21 protein-coding genes are annotated in these 22,591 nt (G+C 58.2%); 11 read left to right on the top strand and 10 right to left on the bottom strand.

What is annotated here, in order from left to right:
• Positions 1-14 precede the first annotated feature (14 nt).
• On the top strand, positions 15-521 hold the full coding sequence (locus HALO_RS01495) for a TRAP transporter small permease (RefSeq protein WP_035581775.1): 507 nt from the start codon (positions 15-17) through the stop codon (positions 519-521).
• Positions 518-1,801 carry a TRAP transporter large permease gene (locus tag HALO_RS01490; protein WP_035581777.1) on the top strand — a complete coding sequence of 428 codons (1,284 nt, stop codon included), beginning with the start codon at positions 518-520 and terminating at the stop codon, positions 1,799-1,801. The genes HALO_RS01495 and HALO_RS01490 overlap by 4 nt, the downstream gene beginning before the upstream one ends.
• A 247-nt stretch (positions 1,802-2,048) precedes the next feature.
• Here the strand turns inward: HALO_RS01490 and HALO_RS01485 are convergent, their stop codons facing one another.
• A complete protein-coding gene (locus HALO_RS01485; RefSeq protein WP_035581779.1) occupies positions 2,049-3,104 on the bottom strand; it encodes a substrate-binding domain-containing protein in 1,056 nt (351 codons plus the stop codon).
• Positions 3,105-3,233: 129 nt separating this feature from the next.
• Here HALO_RS01485 and HALO_RS01480 point away from each other — a divergent pair, with 129 nt between their 5' ends.
• The 5 genes from HALO_RS01480 to HALO_RS01460 are packed head-to-tail and all read left to right on the top strand — an operon-like array spanning position 3,234 to position 9,250.
• The gene (locus tag HALO_RS01480; protein ID WP_050712900.1) at positions 3,234-3,728 is read left to right on the top strand and encodes a formate dehydrogenase subunit gamma; all 495 of its coding nucleotides are present in this window, start codon (positions 3,234-3,236) and stop codon (positions 3,726-3,728) included.
• Complete coding sequence (locus HALO_RS01475) at positions 3,725-5,281, top strand: formate dehydrogenase beta subunit (protein WP_050712899.1); 1,557 nt, start codon at positions 3,725-3,727, stop codon at positions 5,279-5,281. The genes HALO_RS01480 and HALO_RS01475 overlap by 4 nt, the downstream gene beginning before the upstream one ends.
• Complete coding sequence (fdhF, locus tag HALO_RS01470; RefSeq protein WP_050712898.1) at positions 5,278-8,169, top strand: formate dehydrogenase subunit alpha; 2,892 nt, start codon at positions 5,278-5,280, stop codon at positions 8,167-8,169. Before HALO_RS01475 ends, fdhF begins: the two co-directional genes overlap by 4 nt.
• A complete protein-coding gene (fdhD, locus tag HALO_RS01465) occupies positions 8,166-8,993 on the top strand; it encodes a formate dehydrogenase accessory sulfurtransferase FdhD (RefSeq protein WP_035581787.1) in 828 nt (275 codons plus the stop codon). The genes fdhF and fdhD overlap by 4 nt, the downstream gene beginning before the upstream one ends.
• 11 nt (positions 8,994-9,004) lie before the next feature.
• Complete coding sequence (locus HALO_RS01460; RefSeq protein ID WP_035581789.1) at positions 9,005-9,250, top strand: formate dehydrogenase subunit delta; 246 nt, start codon at positions 9,005-9,007, stop codon at positions 9,248-9,250.
• Between the two features lie 100 nt (positions 9,251-9,350).
• Here HALO_RS01460 and HALO_RS01455 read toward each other — a convergent pair whose 3' ends face one another.
• Positions 9,351-11,138 carry a methyl-accepting chemotaxis protein gene (locus HALO_RS01455; RefSeq protein WP_050712897.1) on the bottom strand — a complete coding sequence of 596 codons (1,788 nt, stop codon included), beginning with the start codon at positions 11,136-11,138 and terminating at the stop codon, positions 9,351-9,353.
• A gap of 387 nt (positions 11,139-11,525) precedes the next feature.
• On the opposite strand from HALO_RS01455, the gene HALO_RS01450 reads away from it, so the two are divergent.
• Positions 11,526-12,452: a YihY/virulence factor BrkB family protein gene (locus HALO_RS01450; protein WP_035581793.1), complete on the top strand. Its 927-nt coding sequence runs from the start codon at positions 11,526-11,528 to the stop codon at positions 12,450-12,452.
• A 69-nt stretch (positions 12,453-12,521) separates the two neighbouring features.
• The gene (locus HALO_RS01445; protein ID WP_050712896.1) at positions 12,522-13,286 is read left to right on the top strand and encodes an SDR family oxidoreductase; all 765 of its coding nucleotides are present in this window, start codon (positions 12,522-12,524) and stop codon (positions 13,284-13,286) included.
• Positions 13,287-13,370: 84 nt separating this feature from the next.
• On the opposite strand, the gene ureG is transcribed toward HALO_RS01445, so the two are convergent.
• The 8 genes from ureG to HALO_RS01405 all read right to left on the bottom strand — a co-directional run bounded on the left by ureG (position 13,371) and on the right by HALO_RS01405 (position 20,435).
• On the bottom strand, positions 13,371-14,027 hold the full coding sequence (gene ureG / locus HALO_RS01440; protein ID WP_035581799.1) for an urease accessory protein UreG: 657 nt from the start codon (positions 14,025-14,027) through the stop codon (positions 13,371-13,373).
• A gap of 12 nt (positions 14,028-14,039) precedes the next feature.
• Complete coding sequence (locus tag HALO_RS01435; protein ID WP_035581801.1) at positions 14,040-14,753, bottom strand: urease accessory protein UreF; 714 nt, start codon at positions 14,751-14,753, stop codon at positions 14,040-14,042.
• A complete protein-coding gene (ureE, locus tag HALO_RS01430) occupies positions 14,743-15,276 on the bottom strand; it encodes an urease accessory protein UreE (RefSeq protein WP_035581804.1) in 534 nt (177 codons plus the stop codon). Before ureE ends, HALO_RS01435 begins: the two co-directional genes overlap by 11 nt.
• 155 nt (positions 15,277-15,431) lie before the next feature.
• Positions 15,432-17,147, bottom strand: a complete 1,716-nt coding sequence (ureC, locus tag HALO_RS01425) for an urease subunit alpha (RefSeq protein ID WP_050712895.1) — start codon at positions 17,145-17,147, stop codon at positions 15,432-15,434.
• Complete coding sequence (locus HALO_RS01420) at positions 17,144-17,464, bottom strand: urease subunit beta (protein WP_035581808.1); 321 nt, start codon at positions 17,462-17,464, stop codon at positions 17,144-17,146. The genes ureC and HALO_RS01420 overlap by 4 nt, the downstream gene beginning before the upstream one ends.
• Before the next feature lie 153 nt (positions 17,465-17,617).
• On the bottom strand, positions 17,618-17,920 hold the full coding sequence (ureA, locus tag HALO_RS01415; protein WP_050712894.1) for an urease subunit gamma: 303 nt from the start codon (positions 17,918-17,920) through the stop codon (positions 17,618-17,620).
• 37 nt (positions 17,921-17,957) lie between these two features.
• Positions 17,958-18,842 carry an urease accessory protein UreD gene (locus HALO_RS01410; protein WP_035581812.1) on the bottom strand — a complete coding sequence of 295 codons (885 nt, stop codon included), beginning with the start codon at positions 18,840-18,842 and terminating at the stop codon, positions 17,958-17,960.
• A gap of 201 nt (positions 18,843-19,043) precedes the next feature.
• On the bottom strand, positions 19,044-20,435 hold the full coding sequence (locus tag HALO_RS01405) for a diguanylate cyclase (protein WP_050712893.1): 1,392 nt from the start codon (positions 20,433-20,435) through the stop codon (positions 19,044-19,046).
• Between the two features lie 379 nt (positions 20,436-20,814).
• Between HALO_RS01405 and HALO_RS01400 the strand changes: the two genes are divergently transcribed.
• Entirely contained in the window at positions 20,815-21,783 is a 969-nt protein-coding gene (locus HALO_RS01400) for a metal ABC transporter solute-binding protein, Zn/Mn family (protein WP_035581816.1), read from the top strand.
• Between the two features lie 22 nt (positions 21,784-21,805).
• Positions 21,806-22,588: a metal ABC transporter ATP-binding protein gene (locus HALO_RS01395; protein WP_050712892.1), complete on the top strand. Its 783-nt coding sequence runs from the start codon at positions 21,806-21,808 to the stop codon at positions 22,586-22,588.
• Positions 22,589-22,591: the final 3 nt, after the last annotated feature.

Below are 22,591 nucleotides of genomic sequence, written 5' to 3'. Positions count from 1 at the left end.
TGGAGCTAGTCGTGATGATGAGAAAAATCAACACTGTACTGAACCATACCGCCTACGCCTTCTTTCTATTGGGCGTCATGAGCGGTATCGCAATGACGGCACTGATATTCGTCAGCACCTTGATGCGTTATCTGGGCGGTCATCCTTTGCGTTTTTCCGATGAGTTGGCGGGGCTGCTGTTCTTAACATTGACCTTTCTTTGTCTACCTTATGTGCTCAATAAGGGCCGCCACATACGCATAGAGATACTCGTCAACCTGATGCCAGCAGGTATCGCGAGGATAATGGACTTTATAGGCGTCGTCGTATTACTCACGTTCTGCGTCATCTTCGCCTTTGAGTCCTGGAATTTCATGAACTTCTCGTTCTCGCTCAATTCGCGTACGGATATCAGTAGCATTCTCTTATGGCCGTGGATGGCCATCATGCCTTTTTCCATGTTGCTGTGCATCTTGGTTCAGCTCAGCCATGGTTTTAGACAGCCCACGACAGATGTTGCTTCAGTGGAGGATGCGATATGAGCTGGTTATTCTTGAGCGGAGCGTTAGTTCTATTTTTAACCAGTGGCGCAATCCTAGGGGCGGCGCTGGGGCTTACGGGTTTACTCCTGCTTCACTTTCAAGCTAACGGAGCCACCCCCTTGGCGATTAACGCAACTTGGAACATGCTAACGGATTTTACGCTAAGCGCTGTTCCTCTTTTCATATTTTTAGGTGAAATACTTCTCGCAAGCGGCGTGTCAAAACGCGTCTATAACGGCCTAACCCCTCTGTTCGCGCGTGTTCCAGGGCAATTACTCCATACCAACATCGCCGTCTGCACGCTGTTTGGTGCAGTTAGCGGGTCAAGCACCTCTACCGCAGCCGCCATAGGCGCAGTTGGCTATCCTGAACTGACAAAACGTGGGTATAAACCAAGTGTAGTGGTGGGCACGTTAGCTGCAGGGGGCACCCTTGGGCTTCTCATTCCCCCCAGTTTGGCATTAATCATCTACGGAGCGACTCAAAACGTCTCTATCGGCCAACTCTTTATCGCTGGCATGCTGCCAGGCTTACTCATTGCTGCCGCCTTTTCCACATGGATTATGATCCGTTCTAAAATTGGCGAATCAGTAACCCCTACGTTTAAAGAGAAAGTGACCTTCAAGCACGTAATAACGGGGCTCAAGGAGATATGGCCTCTTCCCGTACTTATTTTCTTCGTGCTGGGAACCATTTACCTGGGGATCGCGACGCCTACGGAGTCGGCGGCTTTGGGCGTAGTGGCCAGTATCGTTTTAGGTTTAACATGGGGCGATTTAACCTTCAAAAGACTATGGCAGGCGTTTAAGCACGCCTCGATCATGTTTACCGCTATCGGTATGATTTTGATTGGTACAGTGATCCTTTCTCAAGCCGTCAGCCTACTAGGCATTCCCCGCACTGCAGTCGAAACGATTGGCAACTTTGGGCTAGGCCCGTATGGCATACTGCTGATGATCGTCATCGTCTATATCGTGCTAGGGTGTTTCTTTGATGGAATATCACTGCTACTCATGACACTTCCTATCACCTTCCCGATGATCACAAGCTTAGGGTTCGACCCCATCTGGTTCGGTATTATTGTCACGCTACTTATAGAGATCGGTATGATAACGCCGCCCGTAGGACTCAACCTCTTTGTTCTATCATCCATTTCTAAAAATGAAGTTAATTTAACATCTGCCGCAAAGGCCTCCTTTCCTTACTGGCTTATTTTACTGGGCGCCATAGGAGTCTTTACGCTATTCCCTAATATCATTTTGTGGGTCACTACCTTTTAGAACAACCTCAACCCACTAAATGATATTGCTGAACTATAGGCCCTCTCTAGCTAAAGAGAGAGCCTATAGTAGTTTAAATGCCATACTCATGAGCCCCCTACCGACGTAGCTACTCCTGGCGCGCATCACCCAGACCCGCGCCGTATTACTGGGCTTGATCGGCGTGCTGCTATTGGTCGTTTGCGTCCCGCGGTGGCTGAGCTGATCGGATGGTTAGTGGGAGGCGCTCTTCCAACCAGCGCCGACCTTATAAAAAACTGCCAATCTCGATCACGCTGCCACACTGGCTGGGGCTATAACCCGGCAGGCGCTGAACCGCCTCCTGGAATGAGTTGCTGCGCAGCGCTTGCAAAAAGTCGGCAAATTTAGGCTCTTTCAGGGAGCGGCTGTGGCAGGCCAACAGATAGTCTTCGGTGGCCAGCGGCACAAAATCAAGCCCAAACCGCTGCGCAGCGGCCTCGACACCAAAACCTGCATCCGCCATTCCCGCTGCCACATAGGCCGCTACCGCTGAGTGGGTGTACTCCTCAATCTCGTAACCGTTCACTTTGGATGTAGCAATGCTTGCCTCGGCCAGCAAGCTATCCAGCAGTTCCCGGGTTCCCGACGACGCCTGCCGGTTGATAAACGTGACCGGCCTGTCAGCCAGTGCGGCAACGCCATCAATGCCCAGCGGGTTACCCGGCGCCACCATTAGCCCCTGCTGGCGGGCGATAAATCCTATCAGCCGATGATAGCGGGGTTTGAGCAGGCGGCGGTATTTGCGCCGTGCCTTTTCACCCACTGCCCCCCTGGGCAGATGGCAGCCCGCCAGGTCGCAGCCATTGCGGTTAAGGGCCGCCAGTGCTTCCAGCGGGCTGCAGTACTGCAGGTCAAGCTGCAGCTCGCCCAAATGCTGTGGCAGCAGCTCTATCGCAAACCCGTGGCTGGCGTGGAGGCGAAGAACGGGGTGCACGCCTTCCTGGTGCTGCTGAATGGCAAGATTCAGCTCGGAGCTCAGGCTATCAAGCTGCGGGCTTAACCGAGCGGTGGCGCGCTGTTCAGCCCACAGCAGCTTCTCACCCAGCGGCGATAACCGCGCCCCTCGCCCACGCGCCATTGCTACCAAAGTGACACCAAAAAACTCCCCGCCCTGGCGCAGTAAATTCCACGCGTGACGATAGGAAATCCCCGCTTCCTGGGCGGCATGGGTCAACTTTCCATGGCGATGAACCGCCCCCAGCAGGCGCAGAAGGTTGGTATCGAGACGGTGCCCCTCTTCATCGCTAAAGCACCAGGTGGGCGTTACCTTGATTCGTTTCATAGGCACACTATTTCATATTTTTAAGTCGATAACTTGATGCTAGCTTTGTCTTAACCGTGATGCACGACTTTTTAAATATGAAAAGTAGTGCATATTTAAAACATAATAAGCAGTCGTGAGGAAGGCACCATGAACCATTCCCAGGAGTGGGCGCCGCAGGCTATTCAAACCGAGGKCGACGCCCTGAAGCACAAGCCCGGCGCCCTACTGCCGATCCTCCACGCCCTTCAGGATCGCATCGGCTTCATCCCAGAGGCAGCGGTACCCATCATCGCCGATGCCCTCCACCAAACACGTGCCGAGGTGCATGGCGTCATCAGTTTCTACCACCACTTTCGCACCACGCCGCCGGGGCGCCACGTCGTGCAGATCTGCCGCGCCGAGGCGTGTCAGTCGGTAGGGGCGCGCCAGCTCGAAGCCCACGCAAAAGCGCGTTTGGGGGTCGACTACCACCAAACCACGCCGGATCGCGAAATCACCCTCGAAGCCGTTTACTGCCTGGGCAACTGCGCCTGTGGCCCGTCGATTCGCGTGGACGACAGCATACGCGGCCGCGTCACTCTGGAAGCCTTCGATGAATTGATGGATGAGCTACAAACCCGGCCGCTGGAGGTGGTGGGATGAGCATTCGCGTTTATGTGCCTCGCGATACTACCGCGCTCTCGCTGGGCGCTGATACGATCGCCAGCCGACTGGAGAGGGAGGCAGCCGCAAGCGGCCAGTCAATCACCCTGGTACGCAACGGCTCCCGCGGGCTGAGCTGGCTTGAGCCGCTGGTGGAAGTCGACACCCCCATCGGCCGGTTCGCCTACGGCCCGGTAGCCCCCAGCGATGTCACCGCGCTGCTCGATAGCGGCCTGCTGGAAGGCAGCGTCAGCCACCCACTGGCACTGGGCCCCACGGAAGAGATTGACTACCTCGCCCGCCAGCAGCGCCTCACCTTCGCGCGTATCGGCATCACTGACCCGTTATCGATTGAGGATTATCGCGCCCATAACGGTTTTTGCGGCTTGGAGGCTGCCTTGCAACGCGAGCCCCAGGATATCGTCGAGGAAGTCAAAGCCTCGGGGCTTCGCGGACGCGGCGGGGCGGCATTCCCTACCGGCATCAAGTGGCAGACGGTGCTCGATACGCCAGCAGAACAGAAGTACATCGTCTGCAATGCCGATGAGGGCGACTCCGGCACCTTCGCCGACCGTCTGGKGATGGAGTGCGACCCCTACATGCTGATCGAGGGCATGGCGATTGCCGGCCTCGCGGTGGGCGCCACCCAAGGCTATATCTMCCTGCGCTCGGAGTATCCGCTAGCGAAAGAGATCCTCGACGAGGCCATCCGCCGCGCCGAACAGGCCGGGTATCTCGGCGACGACCTCCGCGGCAGCGGCAGAACCTTTCATCTGGAAGTGCGTCTGGGCGCCGGAGCGTACATTTGCGGCGAAGAGACGTCGCTTCTGGAAAGCCTGGAGGGCAAGCGGGGCTTGGTGCGCTTCAAGCCGCCGCTGCCTGCCATCGAGGGGCTGTTTGGCCGCCCCACCGTAGTCAATAACGTGCTCTCCCTGGCCGCCGTACCGTTCATTCTGGCCGAAGGAGCCGAGGCCTACGCCAACCACGGCATGGGCCGCTCCCGGGGCACCCTGGCGCTGCAGCTGGCGGGCAACGTCAAGCGTGGCGGTCTGGTGGAGCTCGCCTTTGGCACTACGCTGCGCACGCTGATGGAAGACTTCGGCGGCGGCACGGCCAGCGGCCGCCCGCTACGTGCCGTGCAGGTGGGCGGGCCACTATGCGCCTACCTGCCCGAAAGCCAATGGGACATGCCGCTGGATTACGAAACCTTCGCCGAGGTCGGCGCAGGGGTGGGCCACGGCGGCGTAGTGATGTTCGACGACAGCGTCGATATGGCCGAGCAGGCGCGCTTTTCGATGGAGTTCTGCAAGGTGGAGTCCTGCGGCAAGTGCACGCCCTGTCGTATCGGCTCGACCCGTGGCGTGGAGGTGATTGACCGCATTCGCGCCAACGACAATCGCGAGGCCAACCTCGCCCTGCTGAGCGATCTTTGCGAAACGATGGTCGACGGTTCGCTCTGCGCCATGGGCGGCATGACCCCCTTCCCGGTGCAGAGCGCCCTGAAACACTTCCCCGACGATTTCCAGCGAGCGGCGAACGGAGACAGATCATGATTCAGCACTTCGACCCCAGCCAGCATGCCAGCAACGCCGGGCATAGCAAAGACCTCGGCACGCCCTTCCCTGCTCAGACCGTCGGCACTGCCTCGGTGAGCCTTGATATCGACGGCGTGACGATCAGCGTGCCGGAAGGCACCTCGGTACTGCGCGCGGCGGCGCTGGCGGATATCAACATTCCCAAGCTGTGCGCCACCGACAGCCTGGAGCCCTTCGGCTCCTGCCGACTGTGCGCGGTGCAGGTGGAGGGGCGCCGGGGTCTGCCTGCGGCTTGCMCCACACCGGTCGTGGAAGGCATGAAGGTGACCACCCAGAACGAGCGGCTGGCCAAGCTGCGCCGCAACGTGATGGAGCTCTACATCTCCGACCACCCACTGGACTGCCTGACCTGCCCCGCCAACGGCGACTGCGAACTGCAGGACATGGCCGGTAGCGTGGGCCTGCGCGAAGTACGCTACGGTTTTGAGGGCGAGAACCACCTGAAATCCGTCAAGGACGACTCTAACCCCTACTTCAGCTTCGATCCCAGCAAGTGCATCCTCTGTTCACGCTGCGTGCGCGCCTGCGACGAAGTCCAGGGTACTTTCGCGCTAACCATCGATGGCCGCGGGTTCGACTCCAAGGTGTCGGCGGGCCAGAACGACGCCTTCATGGACTCGGACTGTGTCTCCTGCGGGGCCTGCGTGCAGGCCTGCCCCACGGCCACGCTGATGGAAAAAAGCGTGATCGACCACGGCGTGCCGGATCATAGCGTGGTCACCACCTGCGCCTACTGTGGCGTGGGCTGCTCGTTTGAAGCCCAGATGAAGGGCGACCAGCTGGTGCGCATGGTGCCCTACAAGGGCGGCGATGCTAACCACGGCCACTCCTGCGTAAAGGGGCGCTTTGCCTTCGGCTACGCCACCCACCCGGATCGCCTGACCACGCCGATGATTCGCGACAGCATCGACCAGCCCTGGCGCGAAGTCAGCTGGGAGGAGGCGATCGGCTTTGCCGCGAACCGTCTCAAGGCGATTCAGGCCGAGCACGGCCGCGAGAGCATCGGCGGTATTACCTCATCGCGCTGCACCAACGAAGAGACCTATCTGGTGCAGAAGCTGATTCGCGCGGCGTTCGGCAATAACAACACCGACACCTGCGCGCGGGTCTGCCACTCGCCCACCGGCTACGGCCTGAAAACCACGCTGGGCGAATCCGCCGGTACCCAGACGTTTGATTCGGTGATGAAGGCGGACGCCATTATCGTGATCGGCGCCAACCCTACTGACGCTCACCCGGTGTTTGGTTCGCTGATGCGCAAGCGCCTGCGCCAGGGGGCGAAACTGATCGTCGCCGACCCTCGCCGCATCGACCTTTTAAAGACCCCGCACATGAGCGAGGCCCAACATCTGCCGCTGCGCCCGGGCACCAACGTGGCGCTGGTCAACGCGCTGGGGCACGTGGTGGTGACGGAAGGTTTGGAAGACAAGGCGTTCGTCGCCAAGCGCTGCGACAGTGAGGCGTACCAAGCCTGGCGCAACTTTATCGGCGAAGCACGCCACTCCCCGGAAGCCACCGAAGCGATTACCGGCGTACCCGCCGAGGCCGTGCGCCAGGCGGCGCGCACCTACGCCACGGCGGGCAACGGCGCGATCTACTACGGGCTGGGGGTGACCGAGCACAGCCAGGGCTCCACCATGGTGATGGGGATTGCCAATCTGGCCCTGGCCACCGGCAACATTGGCCGCGAAGGCGTGGGCGTGAACCCGCTGCGCGGCCAGAACAACGTCCAGGGCTCCTGCGACATGGGCTCCTTCCCCCACGAGCTGCCGGGCTACCAGCACGTGGCCGACCCGATTGCCCGTGGCCGCTTCGAGGCCGTGTGGGGCGTGAAGCTCGATGACGAGCCGGGGCTACGTATTCCCAACATGTTCGATGCCGCCATCGAAGGCACCTTTAAAGCGCTTTACGTGCAAGGCGAAGATATCGCCCAATCCGACCCCAACACCCAGCACGTTGAGGCGGCGCTCACGTCGCTGGACTGCCTGATCGTGCAGGATATATTCCTCAACGAAACGGCCAAGTTCGCCCACGTGCTGCTGCCGGGTTCAAGCTTCCTGGAGAAGAACGGCACCTTCACCAACGCCGAGCGGCGCATCAACCGGGTACGCAAGGTGACACCACCAGTAGCCGGCAAGGAAGACTGGGAAGTCACCCAGGATCTGGCCAATGCGCTGGGCTACCCGATGCACTATACCCATCCCTCCGAGATCATGGACGAGATCGCCCAGTTGACGCCAAGCTTCGCGGGCGTCAGCTACGCCAAGCTGGAGGAGCGCGGCAGCCTGCAGTGGCCCTGCAACGCCGAGTACCCGCTGGGCATGCCGACCATGCACGAGGTTGACTTCCCCATTGGCCTGGGCCGCTTTGCGATTACCGAGTACGTGGCCACTGAAGAGCGCGCTAACCGCCGCTTCCCACTACTGCTCACCACCGGACGGATCCTTAGTCAGTACAATGTGGGAGCTCAGACCCGGCGCACCGACAACCAGCGCTGGCACGACGAGGACGTGCTGGAGCTACACCCTTCTGACGCCGAGCTGCGCGGCATCCGCGACGGCGACTGGCTAGGCATCACCAGTCGCTCGGGCCAGACAGTACTACGCGCCCGGCTCAGCGAGCGTATGCAGCCGGGGGTGGTTTACACCACCTTCCACCATCCTGGCAGCGGCGCCAACGTCATCACGACGGACAACTCGGACTGGGCCACCAACTGTCCAGAGTATAAGGTCACGGCGGTACAGGTGGAAAAAGTCAGCCAACCCTCTGCCTGGCAGCAGCGCTTTAGCACTTTCGACCTCGTCCAGCGTGACCACCKGGCCAACGCTCATCAGGAGGCGCCATGAGCACCCACCACACGCGCGACGCGGTAGCGCGCCAGCCGGTGGAGGTGCGCCGTGGCGCTAACGGCTGGCACACCGATACCCAAGAGGATCTACTGGCCTTGGAAAAGCCGGTGGCACTGGTCTACAACGGCATCTCCCATGCAGTGATGATGGCAAGCCCCGCCGACCTTGAGGATTTTGCCCTCGGCTTCAGCCTTTCCGAAGGCATTCTGGCAAATACCGATGAGTGCTATGACCTCGATATCCACGAAGCGCCCCAAGGCCTCACCGTTCACCTCACCATTGCCAGCCAGCGGATGGCTGAGCTCAAACAACGGCGGCGCAGCCTGACGGGGCGAACCGGCTGCGGCCTGTGCGGCACCGAAGCCCTGGAACAGGCCATTCGTCCGATCCCCTCTGTCGTGGCACCTTCGCTTAGCGATGCCGCCATTCAGCGCTCCCTGCAGGAACTGGCCGCCCACCAGCCACTGCTGGCAGCCACTGGCGCTAGCCACGGTGCCGCTTGGTGCGATGCCCAGGGGCGCATCCAACGGCTCCGCGAGGATGTTGGACGCCATAACGCTCTGGACAAATTGATTGGTGCCCTTGCCCGCGAGGCCCTGCCACTCGGAGAAGGATTTGCGCTGGTCACCAGTCGCGCCAGCTACGAAATGGTGCACAAATGTGCCAGTGTCGGCATTGGCGCCCTGGTGGCGGTCTCGGCGGCCACAGCGCTTGCACTAGAGCAGGCCCAGACATCGGGACTGCTACTGGCAGGCTTTGCGCGGCCCGGCCGCCACTTGATTTACCATCGCCCCACGTCGGCGGCGATGGCCCATGGCTAAGGAGGCACGCAATGTCGTTGAGCCAAGATACTCACCTGATTCACATGACCAACCAGATCGCCGCTAACCTAGGTGGCGGTCGCGATGAGGACACGGCAGCCGCGGCCACCTGCCGCCACTTGGAGACCTTCTGGGCACGGTCTATGAAGCATCGCCTAATAGCCACGCTGGAGCGCGAGGATACCGCGCTTTCACCACTGGCAAAGCGAGCCGTCACCTTGCTGGCGGAAAGATTGGCCAGGCGCCATAGCGGATAAACATCACAGGTGTTAACGCAACGGGGCTTGCCATCTGGCAAGCCCCGTTTTTATACCCATCGCTCATAACTGCAGGTATCACCAACACTGTTCATCAACGTTAGAACTCTTCCCACTCATCTGCAGCGTGCTTTGCCGTTGCCGGTGAAGGCTTGGATGATGGCTGTGACGAGGCTTGCGATGAAAGCGCGGGGCGTTTCAGGCCTTTATCACCACCACGCTGCTGAGGGGCCGGAGAGGCCAGCGCCTGCTGCTGCGTGGGCTCATCTTCGCCGAGTACAAAGGAGTTGATTAGCTGATTAAGATGCTCTGCATGGCGGCGCATATTGGCAGCGGCGGTGGTCGATTCTTGCACCATGGCAGCGTTCTGCTGGGTCATGGTGTCCATTTCGGCCACGGCGGTGTTGATCTGGCCGMTACCGCTGCTCTGCTCTTTAGCGCCCGCGGTGATCTCACCGATCACATCGGTGACTTTCGCCACGCTGGAGACAATCTCGCGCATGGTGTCGCCCGCGCTACGCACCAGCTTCGCGCCCGATTCAGTGTGCTGAACGGACGTATCGATAAGCGCACGAATCTCTTTGGAAGCATCGCTCGAACGGCTGGCCAGCACCCGTACCTCTTGCGCCACCACGGCAAAGCCGCGGCCATGCTCGCCCGCCCGTGCGGCTTCCACCGAGGCGTTAAGCGCCAGAATATTGGTCTGGAAGGCAATCGCGTCGATCATGGTGATGATGTCGCTGATGCGCGATGCGGAGTCGTTGATATCGCGCATGGTGCTTTCGACCTGCCCCATTGAGGTCTCGCCTTCACGGGCTACGTCGGCGGTGGAAAGCACCAGCGTATTGGCCTGCTGGGCGTTGTCGGCGCTGTGGTTGACAGTCGAAGTGATCTCTTCCATGGAAGCCGAGGTTTCCTGGAGATTGGCCGCCGCCTGCTCGGTACGGGTGGCAAGCTCATCAGAGCTTTGTGAGATCTCTCCCGCCGCCTGGTGCACGCTCATTGTGCTGCTGCGCACATCGCGCAGAGTGTTCTGCATGCGCGCTACAAAGGCGTTGAATTGAACGCTAAGCTCGCCAATTTCGTCACCGCTTTCAACGGCCAAGCGACGGGTTAAATCACCGCGGCCCTGAGCGATGTCTTGCATCGCCGCGGTAGTGCGCTTGATCGGCCCCAGCGTGCGACGCACCAGGCCATACGCGATCAGTGCAATCACAACAAATAGACCCAGACCCAACAAGGAGGCAAATATAATGCCCTGGCGCAAATCGGCGGCAGCCGCGGCTTCAAGTTCGGCAATGGCATCGTCAGCATCGGTAACGTAAACGCCAGCACCAATGAGCCAGTCCCATTTTTCAAGGCGGTCAACGAAGGAGTGCTTGGGTTCTATTCTGTCGGTACCTGGGTAATCCCACATATAGCTGTAGAAGCCACCGCCACTCTGGGCGACCTTAATGATCTCGCGAATCAGGTAGGTGCCATCGGGGGTTTGCGCGTCGATCATGTTGGTGCCTTCACGCTCCGGTGCAGGCGCCGTGACGATATTGTTACCGTCATAGTCGTAGATGAATATGTAGTTGTTGTCTTCAAAGCGCATCGAACGCACCAGCTCAGCTACCTGCTGCTTGGCGGCCTCATCGTTGGCACCGGCTTGTTCGTAAATGGGCTCGATGGCAGAAGTCGCCATCTGGACAATGTTGCGTACCCCATGGCGGCGCTCTTCAATAAGCATTTCACGCTGTTCTGCCAGTACGTTACGGGTGTCTTGGATGTTGCTATAGGCTTTAAAGCCAACCAGCGTAACCGTTACTAACAGAAGGGGGAGCAGTACAAGCATCAGCACCTTGGTCTGTAAACCCAGGGCTCGTTTGGGAGAAGAAGTAGTCATTTGTGAGCAAGTTCCAGAGTCTGTCTTGAGGGAAAAGTTTTTAATAGTTATAAGGGGCTTATCGACCTAAAATGAGCAAACTTTAACCAGCTTTTGGTTTTTTTAACTTAATATTCAAATAATTAGCAATTAATAGTTAGGTTCATAACCTAAGTTAAGGTTATGCATGAAATAAACGTCCAAGGTGGGGATGTGGTGGCCAGGGATGGCCCGTTTTAGCACGATGCTAAACCACAATCTTCGGTTGCCCTGACCTCCCTACCGCCTGGTCAGGGCGACCTTTTTGTTTTATGTGCCTTCCTCGTACTTTGTAATCGTTCTTGCCGATTGTTATTTGCCGTCTCCTTGGGCGTATCATGTCGCTAGKGTACAAGGAGGACGGCAAGCATGGTTCGAAACCACTCATTTTTTAGCGCTGTCTTGCTCCTGCTCCCCCGGTTGGCTCATTTTGCCTGGCGTGTATTACGCAATTTCCTGAAAAATCACGGCATCCTGCTTGCAGGTGGCGTGGGCTACAATATTCTGCTCTCTATTGTGCCGCTTTTTGCCGTGCTGGTTGTGCTATTAACCCAGGTGGTGGATCAGCAGCACCTTCTCAATGTGCTGTCGATACAAGCACGCCATATGGCACCCGCCCACGCCGAAGTCTTGGTTGAGGCCGTGCGCAGCCTCCTGGACTCCCGGGATGTCATCGGCATTCTGAGTTTCCCCATTCTGTTACTGTTCAGCTCATTCGCCTTTCGTATGCTGGAAGATGCTTTAGCGATCATATTCCATGCCCCGGATAGCCCGCACATCAAGCGCAGCGCCTGGGTATCGGTGATGCTGCCCTACGCCTTTATGGTGGTACTCGGGGCGGCGCTGATGGTGCTCACACTGGTGGTGACCCTGGCCAGTTCGCTGAATGCGCTGGTCATGGCCATTTTCGACCGAGAGCTGCCATTGGCTGGGTTGTCAGAACCGGTGCTTAACCTCGCCAGCTTTATCGGCGTATTTCTGCTCTTCAGCGCTATCTACAAAGTGCTGCCGGTGGTGCGCATCGCTTTACGCCGGGCAATCGTAGGCGGTTTCGTTGCGGCACTCATGTGGGAGGGGGTTCGGCTGTTACTGGTCTACTATTTCGCCAACCTGTCGTTCGTGAACGCCGTCTACGGTTCGCTGGCGGCGCTGGTGATCGTACTGATCAGCCTGGAAGTGGGGGCCGTCATTTTACTGCTGGGCGCCCAGGTGATTGCCGAGCTGGAGCGCAATACCCGCCTTGGCCTTCCATGGTACGTCGACCCCAATCGTCAGCCGATTACGCGGGTGGATTGAGCAACCCGAGCGTGGCTGAGCTAGTCTTTAGACGCTTATCGCAAAACCATGATATAGGGGGTGAGAACGATGACGTTGTTCGATCTAACAGGCCGCACGGCGCTAATTACCGGTTCATCTGGCGGGTTAGGGCTTGCGATGGCGCGCGGGCTGGCGCAGTCAGGCGCTCAAATCATTATCCATGGGCGCAATCATGACAAACTAGAAGCCGCACGGCACGCGCTCTCCGAGGAGGGCCATCAAGTGCTTACGACATCGTTTGATGTTGCCGACGAAGCCGCCATTGAGCAGGCACTTAAAGCGCTGAAAGACGATGGGATCAGTATCGATATACTGGTCAATAATGCTGGCATGCAGCTCCGTCGCCCTCTGCTTGAGGTCGAACTCGACCAATGGGATAAAGTCATTAACACTAACTTGACCAGCACGTTTCTACTGGGACGTAATGTTGCCAGGCAAATGATTGAACGCGGCAAGGGCGGCAAAATCATTAACATTGGGTCACTGATGAGCTCTGTCGCGCGGTCAACCGTGGGGGCTTATACAGCTTCCAAAGGCGGGGTGCGTTTATTGACCCAATCCATGGCAGCAGAATGGGCCGAGCATGACATTCAGACCAACGCTATCGGCCCAGGTTACATGATCACGGAAATGACCAAGCCGCTGGCCGATGACCCAAAATTCAATGACTGGCTGATTAATCGCACCCCTTCCAAACGCTGGGGAGTGCCTGAAGMCCTTGTCGGCACCGTGGTTTACCTCGCCTCTCCGGCGTCAAGCTACGTTAATGGACAGATCATTTATGTCGACGGCGGCATGTTGGCCGTTATTTAACGCCACGGCGCTTAGTGCATCAGTCAGCCAGCTACCACTAAAAGGCCGCCCAACATTTGGCGGCCTTTGTACACCGAGAACTTCCTAGATGGCACTTGTATCCGCGGAAGCCACGGTATCAGCCTGTGGGCGCCGCTCCTCTAGCATGCCTTTATCGAGAATAAAGCGGATGATCTCCTCGAGCCCCACGCCGTCATAAAGATTGGCAAACACAAAGGGCCGTTCGCCGCGCATCTTTTTGGAGTCCCGCGCCATGATGTCTAACGACGCATGCACCTGCTCGGCGATATCCATCTTATTGATAATCAGCAGGTCTGACTTGGTGATACCGGGGCCGCCTTTGCGGGGAATTTTGTCCCCGGCAGAAACGTCGATGACGTAGAGGGTTAGGTCGGAAAGTTCAGGGCTAAAGGTTGCCGAGAGGTTATCGCCGCCGGACTCCACCATGACCAGTTCCAGCTTGGGATGTCGCGCCTGTAGCTCGTCGATGGCCGCCAGGTTCATCGAGGCGTCTTCGCGAATCGCCGTATGCGGGCAGCCGCCGGTCTCTACGCCTAGAATACGATCCGCCGGCAGCGCATCGTGCTTGAGCAAAAAGTCGGCGTCTTCGCGGGTGTAGATGTCGTTGGTGACCACAGCGATATCGTAGTAATCCCGCAGTGCTGAACAGAGCTGCTTGAGTAGCGCGGTTTTGCCGGAACCCACCGGGCCGCCCACGCCAATACGTAAACAGTGCGTCATGATGAATATCTCCTAACTTCTAAACAGTCGTGAATACTGGGTTTCGTGTAGGGCGCTTGCCAGGGCTAAGCCGGGCAGCACGGGCCCTAGCTCGTCGTCATCTAATGTCAGCGCTTGGTCAACGGCAGCCACTAACGCTGGCCGCAGCTGTTCTATAACGCGCTGGGCGGCGGTGTGGCCTAGCGGCAGGGCCTTGCAGGCCACCGCCAGCTGGTTCTCCAGCCACGCCCAGGCAAAGCCCAGCAAGGTTTGTCTAACGGATACGCCGCGAGTGTGCGCCGTATAGGCAAAGAGTGTCACATAGCCAGCATGAGGCGGAAGCAAGGGCAGTAGTAAGTCCTCACTTGGCATCAAGTCTAGGCTTTTCAACAGGCGCTTAAGCGAGGCGCCCAGGCGGCTATCTTCCGCGGCCAGCTCGGCGGTTTCCCGGGTGGCGGCCAGCCACTCGTCCCACTGGGCAATCGTATCGATGTCGCCTTCGCCAATGGCTTGATGCAGCCGCGCCAACACGGGTAACTCGCAACGGGTTAAGCCATCCTCCAATACACCGCTTAGCCACTCGGCAAGGCTTGCTTCATCGCGTACCCAGTCAAGTTCAAAAGCGCTTTCCAAGCCTTGGGAAAACGCAAAAGCGCCGATGGGCAGCGCAGGGCTGACCAGTTGCATCAAGCCTAGCAGCGCCAGTTCATCGCTTTGGCTGTTTTGCGCAGTTACCTCAGTGGGCATGGTGATGCTCATGTGAGTGGTCGTGGTCGTGTGAATGATCGTGCGAATGGCCATGACCGTGTGAATGAGAGTGCCCGCCACCTACTTGGTTATAGGCGCCCGGCTCGGGGTCGAAGGTGGCGTTGTGGTGCTCCAGTTTGGCCCCCAGCAGTTCGGCGAGTTCTTCTAGCACGTGATCCGGCGGGAAGCGCACCCAGGCGCCCTTTTCGTCTTCACCCAGCGCCAGCTGCACGTGGCGATTGCCCAGGTGGTAGGCCAGCCGCGCCAGCGGTAAGCCAGTACTTACTCGCGCGGTAACCACCGGTTCTACTGCGGCGCAGACGCGTACTATCTCACCACTTTCGGCCTTAAGGCCTTCGCCGCTGCGCAGCACCGGGCCGCGATCCAGAAACAACCCCAACTCGCGACCGCTATCGCTTTGGGCTTTTAAGCGCCCGCGAATACGTAGCTCAAAGGGCAGCGTGAGTGTGTCGCTCGCCGCGCTTTCCTCCACTGGCCCTAAACGTTCTATCAGTTTCAGCATCTCTACCGTCCTTTCGCTATCTAGGAGGCTGTGCCGAGGGTAGGTCTACGAGAGGGCGCTGTGAATACCTCCCTGTACGCTACTTTTGCCATCCATGGCAAAAGACCCTCTCTACGACCTACCCCCGTCACCTCTACCTAAATGAAATAGCTCAATTAAAACAAATGATAACGCTGGGCCAGTGGCAGCTCGGTAGCAGGCTCGCAGGTTAAAATTTCGCCATCGCAGCGCACTTCATAAGTCTGCGGGTCGACGGTCAAATCGGGGCAGGCATCGTTCAGCTTCATATCCTGCTTGCGCACTTGGCGCACGTTTTTGCACGCCGCGAGTTCGCTATTTAGCCCCAGTTTCTCTTTGATGCCCGCATCCAGCGCGGCCTGGCTGACAAAGCTGAGCCGGGTTTGGCTGGCCGCACGGCCGAAAGCACCAAACATATAGCGGTAGTGCACGGGCTGGGGAGTCGGAATCGAGGCATTAGGATCGCCCATGGGGGCCGCCGCAATCATGCCGCCTTTGATCATCATGGCTGGTTTTACGCCAAAGAAAGCCGGTTTCCACAGCACCAGATCCGCCAGCTTACCGACTTCTATCGAACCCACTTCATGAGCGATCCCGTGGGTGATCGCCGGGTTGATGGTGTACTTGGCGATATAGCGCTTGGCGCGGAAGTTATCGGCGCCCAGGGCTTCATCTTCCGGCAGCAGGCCGCGCTGCACCTTCATTTTATGCGCGGTTTGCCAAGTACGGCAGACCACTTCACCTACCCGCCCCATGGCTTGGGAGTCTGAAGCGATCATCGAGATCACGCCCAGGTCGTGGAGAATATCTTCCGCGGCGATGGTTTCGCGGCGAATGCGCGAGTCGGCGAAGGCCACGTCTTCGGGAATATTGGGGTCGAGGTGATGACACACCATCAGCATATCGAGGTGTTCGTCGATGGTGTTGACCGTGTAGGGCCGCGTTGGGTTGGTGGACGACGGCAGCACGTACGGTTTGGCACAGGCGGTTAGGATATCCGGCGCGTGGCCGCCGCCTGCCCCCTCGGTGTGGTAGGTATGAATGCAGCGCTCTTTGAACGCGGCCAGGGTGTCTTCCACAAAGCCCGATTCGTTTAGGGTGTCGGTGTGGATCGCCACCTGCACATCATAGGCATCGGCGACGTTAAGGCAGTTATTGATCGAGGCAGGCGTGGTGCCCCAATCTTCGTGCAATTTGAGGCCCATGGCGCCTGCTTGGAGCTGGAGCTCCAGAGACTCGGGCAGGCTGGCGTTGCCTTTGCCTAGAAAGCCGATATTCATGGGCATATCGTCCACCGCTTGCAGCATCTTACCGATGTGCCAAGCGCCGGGGGTACAGGTGGTTGCGTTGGTACCGGTGGCCGGGCCGGTGCCGCCGCCGAGCATGGTGGTGACGCCGCTCATCAGCGCTTCTTCGACCTGCTGGGGGCAGATAAAGTGAATGTGAGAATCAATGCCGCCCGCGGTCAATATCTTGCCTTCGCCGGAGATAATTTCGGTGCCGGGGCCAATCACGATCTCAACATCGGGCTGTACGTCAGGATTGCCCGCTTTGCCAATCGCGGCGATGCGGCCGTTTTGAATGCCCACGTCGGCTTTGACGATACCCCMCCAGTCTAAAATCAGTGCGTTGGTAATCACCGTATCCATGACCGTGTCGTCAGCGCGCTGGCTTTGGCCCATGCCATCCCGTATGACTTTGCCGCCGCCGAATTTCACTTCATCGCCGTAGTGGGTGGCGTCTTTTTCGACTTCAATCCAAAGCTCGGTATCGCCCAGGCGCACGCGGTCGCCCACCGTGGGGCCGTACATATCGGCATAGGCTTGCCGACTGATCTTGTTAACGGGTTTCATTGTTTACCTCCATCCAGCGCGCCCATCACATCGCCGCGAAAGCCGTAAATTTCGCGCTTGCCGACAAAGGGAATCAACGTGACTTCGCGGGTCTGGCCGGGCTCAAAGCGAATCGCCGTGCCTGCGGCCACATCTAAGCGGTAACCCCGCGCCTTGGCGCGGTCAAAGGTCAGTGCGGGGTTGGCTTCGGCAAAGTGGTAGTGGGAGCCAATTTGTATCGGCCGGTCGCCGGTATTGCCCACCTCAACCGTGATGCGCTCCCGCCCCACACAAAGCTCGATATCMCCTTGTTTTAACTGATATTCACCAGGAATCATTTGGTTGCTCCTTTGTTTTTTTGTGAGGTGTTAGCCGAGAGGTGTGAGGTGTAAAGAGAGAGGTGTGAGGGGTGCGTAACCCACTACTACTCACCCCTAACTATTCACTCCTCACCCCTCACTCCTCACCCCTCACTCCTCACACTTAACCCCTCACACAATAGGCGTATGCACAGTGACCAGCTTGGTGCCGTCGGGGAAAGTGGCTTCCACCTGCACTTCGTCGACCATTTCGGCGACGCCGTCCATCACATCCTCACGGCTCAGGATCTCGCGGCCATAGCTCATTAATTCCGCCACGCTGCGGCCATCCCGGGCGCCTTCCATAATCTCGAAGCTGATCAGCGCCACCGCTTCCGGGTAGTTGAGCTTTAAACCACGCGMCTTGCGGCGCTCCGCCAGTTGGGCGGCGGAGAACAGCAGTAGCTTGTCTTTGTCTCTCGGGGTTAATTCCATGGAACGTGTCTCCAGCAGTGCATCACAGTGATGCCTATTAGGTTAGCCAAATTCTTGGTGTATGCGCGGCGCGGTCGATCCAACGAGGGCGCAGCAGGTGCCAGGCCTGTTCACACAGCGCCCAGGCTTCGTTACGCGAGTTACCCAGATAGCGCAGCAACACTACGCCATGGCGAACGGTGACCGCCCAGCGCGGGTTATCCGGCAGCGCTTCACGCAGGGCCTCAATAGCCGCAGGTGCGTCGCTAATGCCCACCGCCCACAGCGTGGCTTGCACCGTGGCGCCGCCTTGGCCCCAGCGACCCGCGAAACGTGGGTGAAGCGGATCCAGCGGCTGGCGCTCTAGCCACAGCGGCTTGCCGTCCAGGGTTAAGCGAAAGTGCTGCTCAATACGCCCAGAGATGTAAGGTAACTCGCTGGCTGGGCGGCCCAATGCCATCACTTCCCAACCCAGGCAGCGGGAGCTGCCGTGAAGGTCAATCTGGGTGCGCTGCTCGCCTTTGGAGCCATCAAAGGCGATGGTCTCCTGAGGCAGCCATTCCAGGACCGCGCCATCTTCAACGCTCAACCGGGTATGCTGGGTCCAGGCAACGCCCTGGCTGTCGGCTTTATAGAGTTTATTAGCGGCGGGGGTGGTGAGCAGCACATGGGCACCACTCTCGACATGGGCGCTAATGGAGAGCGCATCGCCACTGACTAGGCCGCCCGGCGGGTGAAGCACATAGACATGGCAGGCCTCACCGCGGCCTTCCGGATAAAACGGGCGCTGCACCCGTAGTGGCCCCGAGTGGCGCGCCTGCACCATGCGGGTGGCGCCGTCGCGGTTGGCAAAGCGTAGCGCCAACGAAGCCGCCCAGTGGCGGCCTGCATCGAAGCGGTGGCCAGAGGCAACTTGCGGTTTTGCGAGATCGCACAGAATCATGGGTCGCTATCGCTTCCTTTTCACTAAGCCGTTAACTTACTAGAAGCAATTAATGCGCCAAAATGGTGAAAAACCCTACAGGGCGATCAATGGTAGGGATTAACGCAAGTAGCTTGCAGCGCCACACGCCCATTCGCACCAAAATAGAACCACGCCAGACCCTGAATGCACCAAATAAATGCAGTCACTCCTGATTTAAACTCAACCCAACTTATGCTCACTCTCCACACCCTCATGCACCACAACTCGATTCCGCCCGCCGCGCTTTGCTTGATAAAGCGCTTGGTCAGCCCGCTGTAAAGAGTGATTATAGTCGGGGTGGCCATCGTGGAGCGTAACGCCCACGCTAATCGTCACATTAAGCAACGTATCGGCGCCCGCGAGCATCGGCTCTTTAGCCACCGCCTGACGCAAACGCTCAGCAAATAAGCGGCTGCCGTCATGATCGGTATCCACTAGCACGATTAAAAACTCTTCCCCCCCCATGCGGAACACGTAATCACCCCCGCGAGTGGAGCGGTCAAGGATGCTTGCCACCTGCTGCAGCACGGTGTCGCCGGCGTCGTGGCCATGGGTATCGTTGATCGATTTAAAGTGGTCGATGTCTACCATCAACAGCGCAAAGCAGTGCTCCGAGTGGCGGGCAATATCGATTTCACGGCTAAGCACCACCGATAGAAACTTACGGTTAAGCAACCGGGTTAGGCTATCGCGACCAGCATCTAAACCAGAGGCGCGCTCCAACACATCGTCAAGCAGCATCAACACCGTGCGGGCGGCGTCTCGAATCTCGCCCAGCGCCTTAAGCCGTTGGCTAGCCTCTTCATGTAGCAGGACCTCCAGCCACTCACGATCCACCTGCTGAATATGCCGTGAAATAGTGGCAATCTCTGGCGCACCCTCAAACGCATGGCACGCTTTATGGAAGTACCACAAACCAAAGTCGGAATTGGCTAACTTCGGCAGCGTGGCGATATCCTGCTGGGCGGCGACGGCAAACATCAGTGCGTTTTCCCAGTTCAGCAGCGCCGAACGCTGGCGCTCACGCTCATCACCAATGCTTTGAGTAAGGGAAAATAGCTTGTACGCCTCTTCGGTGCGCGCATTACGGTCACTGGCCACTGAGTAAGCGTGGCTCATGATTTCCATGGCCATATCAATATGCTCGGAGACATACACCGAGGCMTCCCCCGGGGAGAGCGGGCTTTTGAACGAAGCACTAAGCTGCCGATACAACGCCTGCTTAAGCTGTCGCGCCCCGCTAAGCACCAGATTGACCGGAATATCGATGCGAGCATGCACCTGCCCTACTTTCTCCTGCTGCTCAACCAAGGCTTCAAAATCGACATGCTCAACGGCAAACATGGCCTTCAGCCAACGCCGCATTGAGGGGTTTAAACGCTGCTCCACTTGTTCGTTGGAGAGAAACAGCGAGGCATGCGGGTCTTCCAGCATTACGCTGTAAAAGTGGTCGGCAAAGTAGCCACAATGCTGCGTTACCAGTGTTTCCACCGCCTGGCGCAGTGGCCTAGGCGTGCGCTCTAATAACGTCTGCCACTCGGCGGCGAGCTGATGTTTATCTTTATAGCGCATACCCCACCTGCTTCTTATTGCTAAAACAATCAATGTTACAGGCAAAAAATCGCCTTCAACCGAACACAGAACAGGGTTTTAGCGAATAAACCCACAAGCGGCTCGCATGGCGGCGCGGCAGCGGTGCCTCGCCATACTATAGGGCCAATCGGTAAGCGAGTGACGCTCCAAAACATAACCAAGGCCTGTTGATGCCTTACAGCTTACTTCCGCCATAACTCAGGTTCCCCTTTCAGCCCACCTCAGCGTCTTTTATCCACTTGACATTTCATCAATAGCGCCACAAACTTAGCCAAGGCTATACTTCTTTCCCTAGGACAACCAGTTTACACAAAGCAACTTCAACCCATCTACCTCATGACGAGTCTGGAGCTAAATAATGGCAACAAAATATGCCGTGATTCTATTGGGAACGCTGCCTTTTAGTGCGTTGGCAACTGCCGATGAAACGCCCTTAAACGTGGTGGCAACGATTGGGATGATTGCCGATGTAGCGCAGGAGGTAGGCGGCGAATGCGTTAATGTGGAAGCCATGATGGGCCCCGGCGTAGACCCCCATCTGTATCAGGCAAGCGCTAGCGACGTGGCCTTGCTGCGGGGCGCCGAACACATTCTCTATTCAGGCTACTCATTGGAAGGGCAGCTGGGGAGTGTGCTGGAGAATTTCTCGGCACGAACACCCACGCTTGCCGTGGCGCCCGCTTCCATTGATCCGGCGTCGTTGATCACCGCTCAGGATGTCTACGGAGTCGACCCTCACCTGTGGATGGATGTCTCTTTATGGGCCCAAACACTGCCCACCCTGAGCGATGCATTGAGCGAAGCACGCCCTGAGTGCGCCACGACGATTGAAACCAATACCGAGCGTTATCAGGCTCAGTTGCTAGCCTTGCATGAGTGGGTTAAAGAGAGCATTGCCAGCATCCCCGAAGAGCAGCGTATTCTCGTCACCGCCCACGACGCGTTCAGCTACTTTGGCCGTGCCTATGACATTGAGGTGGAAGGGATTCAGGGCATCAGTACCGAAACCGAAACCGGGATCGCCGATATTCGCAGCATGGCGGATAGCGTTGTTGCCCGTAACGTGCCCGCCATATTTGTCGAGAGCACCATCAACCCACGCACCATTCAGGCAGTGATCGATGCTGCAAGGCAGCGCGGCCATGATGTGACCATCGGCGGCCAGCTTTATTCCGACGCCATGGGCGATGAAGGCACGGTAGATGGTACCTATATGGGCATGATCTACCGTAACACCCAGCACATTGTCGAGGCGCTAGGCGGTTCCTTGGCCCCGCTGCCAAAGGCACTAGATGACTGGGCCAGCGAGTGGCAACTCGCTCAATAAGCATTCGATAAGGCAGTGATCCATGGCGACATCCAACCTTACAGACACCGCACTGAGCATTAAAAACCTGMCGGTGAGCTACCATAACCAGCCCGTGCTTTGGGATATCGATCTGGATATCCCCGCCGGTGTCATGGCGGGCATTGTCGGCCCTAACGGGGCGGGCAAGAGCACGTTGATCAAAAGCCTCCTGGGGCTGGTGCCGTCGCTGTCAGGAGAGGTGATGGTGCATGGGCGACCTTACGCCACGCAGCGTAAACGAGTGGGCTACGTGCCCCAGCGCTCAAGCGTTGACTGGGATTTCCCCACCACTGCACTGGATGTGGTCACCATGGGGCTTTACGGGCGTTTAGGTTGGCTCAAAAGACCGGGACGAAAAGAGCGCCACGAGGCGCAGGAAGCACTTGAAATGGTCGGTATGAGTGCCTTGGCTGAGCGCCAGATTAGCCAGCTCTCAGGTGGCCAGCAGCAGCGCGTATTTTTGGCCCGTGCGCTGGTGCAGCAAGCCGATGTGTATTTTCTTGATGAACCCATGGCTGGCGTCGATGCCACCACCGAGCGGGCCATTATCGATATCCTGCGCCGCCTGCGCGACGCGGGTAAGACGCTGATTGTGGTACACCACGATCTGCAAACGGTTCGCACCTACTTTGACTGGCTACTGCTACTCAACGTGCGAGTCATCGCCAGCGGCAAGGCCGAGGAGGTGTTCAAGATCGATCMCCTGCGCCAGGCTTACGGCGGCCAAATCGCGCTAMTTAACGACAATGAATCGTTAATGTTCGCCGCCTCAAAGGTGAAGTAACCC

Source organism: Halomonas sp. R57-5, assembly GCF_900070345.1.
Taxonomy (GTDB): Bacteria; Pseudomonadota; Gammaproteobacteria; order Pseudomonadales; family Halomonadaceae; genus Vreelandella; species Vreelandella ventosae_B.
The sequence above is the reverse complement of the archived record's forward strand: the minus strand, read 5'-3'. Positions and strand labels throughout refer to the sequence as shown.

Bases quoted from the DNA above. Each gene is read 5' to 3' on its own strand.
- HALO_RS01495 (WP_035581775.1), top strand. From the start codon at position 15: ATGATGAGAAAAATCAACACTGTACTGAACCATACCGCCTACGCCTTC.
- HALO_RS01490 (WP_035581777.1), top strand. From the start codon at position 518: ATGAGCTGGTTATTCTTGAGCGGAGCGTTAGTTCTATTTTTAACCAGT.
- HALO_RS01485 (WP_035581779.1), bottom strand. From the start codon at position 3,104: ATGAAACGAATCAAGGTAACGCCCACCTGGTGCTTTAGCGATGAAGAG.
- fdhD (WP_035581787.1), top strand. From the start codon at position 8,166: ATGAGCACCCACCACACGCGCGACGCGGTAGCGCGCCAGCCGGTGGAG.
- HALO_RS01460 (WP_035581789.1), top strand. From the start codon at position 9,005: ATGTCGTTGAGCCAAGATACTCACCTGATTCACATGACCAACCAGATC.
- HALO_RS01450 (WP_035581793.1), top strand. From the start codon at position 11,526: ATGGTTCGAAACCACTCATTTTTTAGCGCTGTCTTGCTCCTGCTCCCC.
- ureG (WP_035581799.1), bottom strand. From the start codon at position 14,027: ATGACGCACTGTTTACGTATTGGCGTGGGCGGCCCGGTGGGTTCCGGC.
- HALO_RS01435 (WP_035581801.1), bottom strand. From the start codon at position 14,753: ATGCCCACTGAGGTAACTGCGCAAAACAGCCAAAGCGATGAACTGGCG.
- ureE (WP_035581804.1), bottom strand. From the start codon at position 15,276: ATGCTGAAACTGATAGAACGTTTAGGGCCAGTGGAGGAAAGCGCGGCG.
- HALO_RS01410 (WP_035581812.1), bottom strand. From the start codon at position 18,842: ATGATTCTGTGCGATCTCGCAAAACCGCAAGTTGCCTCTGGCCACCGC.
- HALO_RS01400 (WP_035581816.1), top strand. From the start codon at position 20,815: ATGGCAACAAAATATGCCGTGATTCTATTGGGAACGCTGCCTTTTAGT.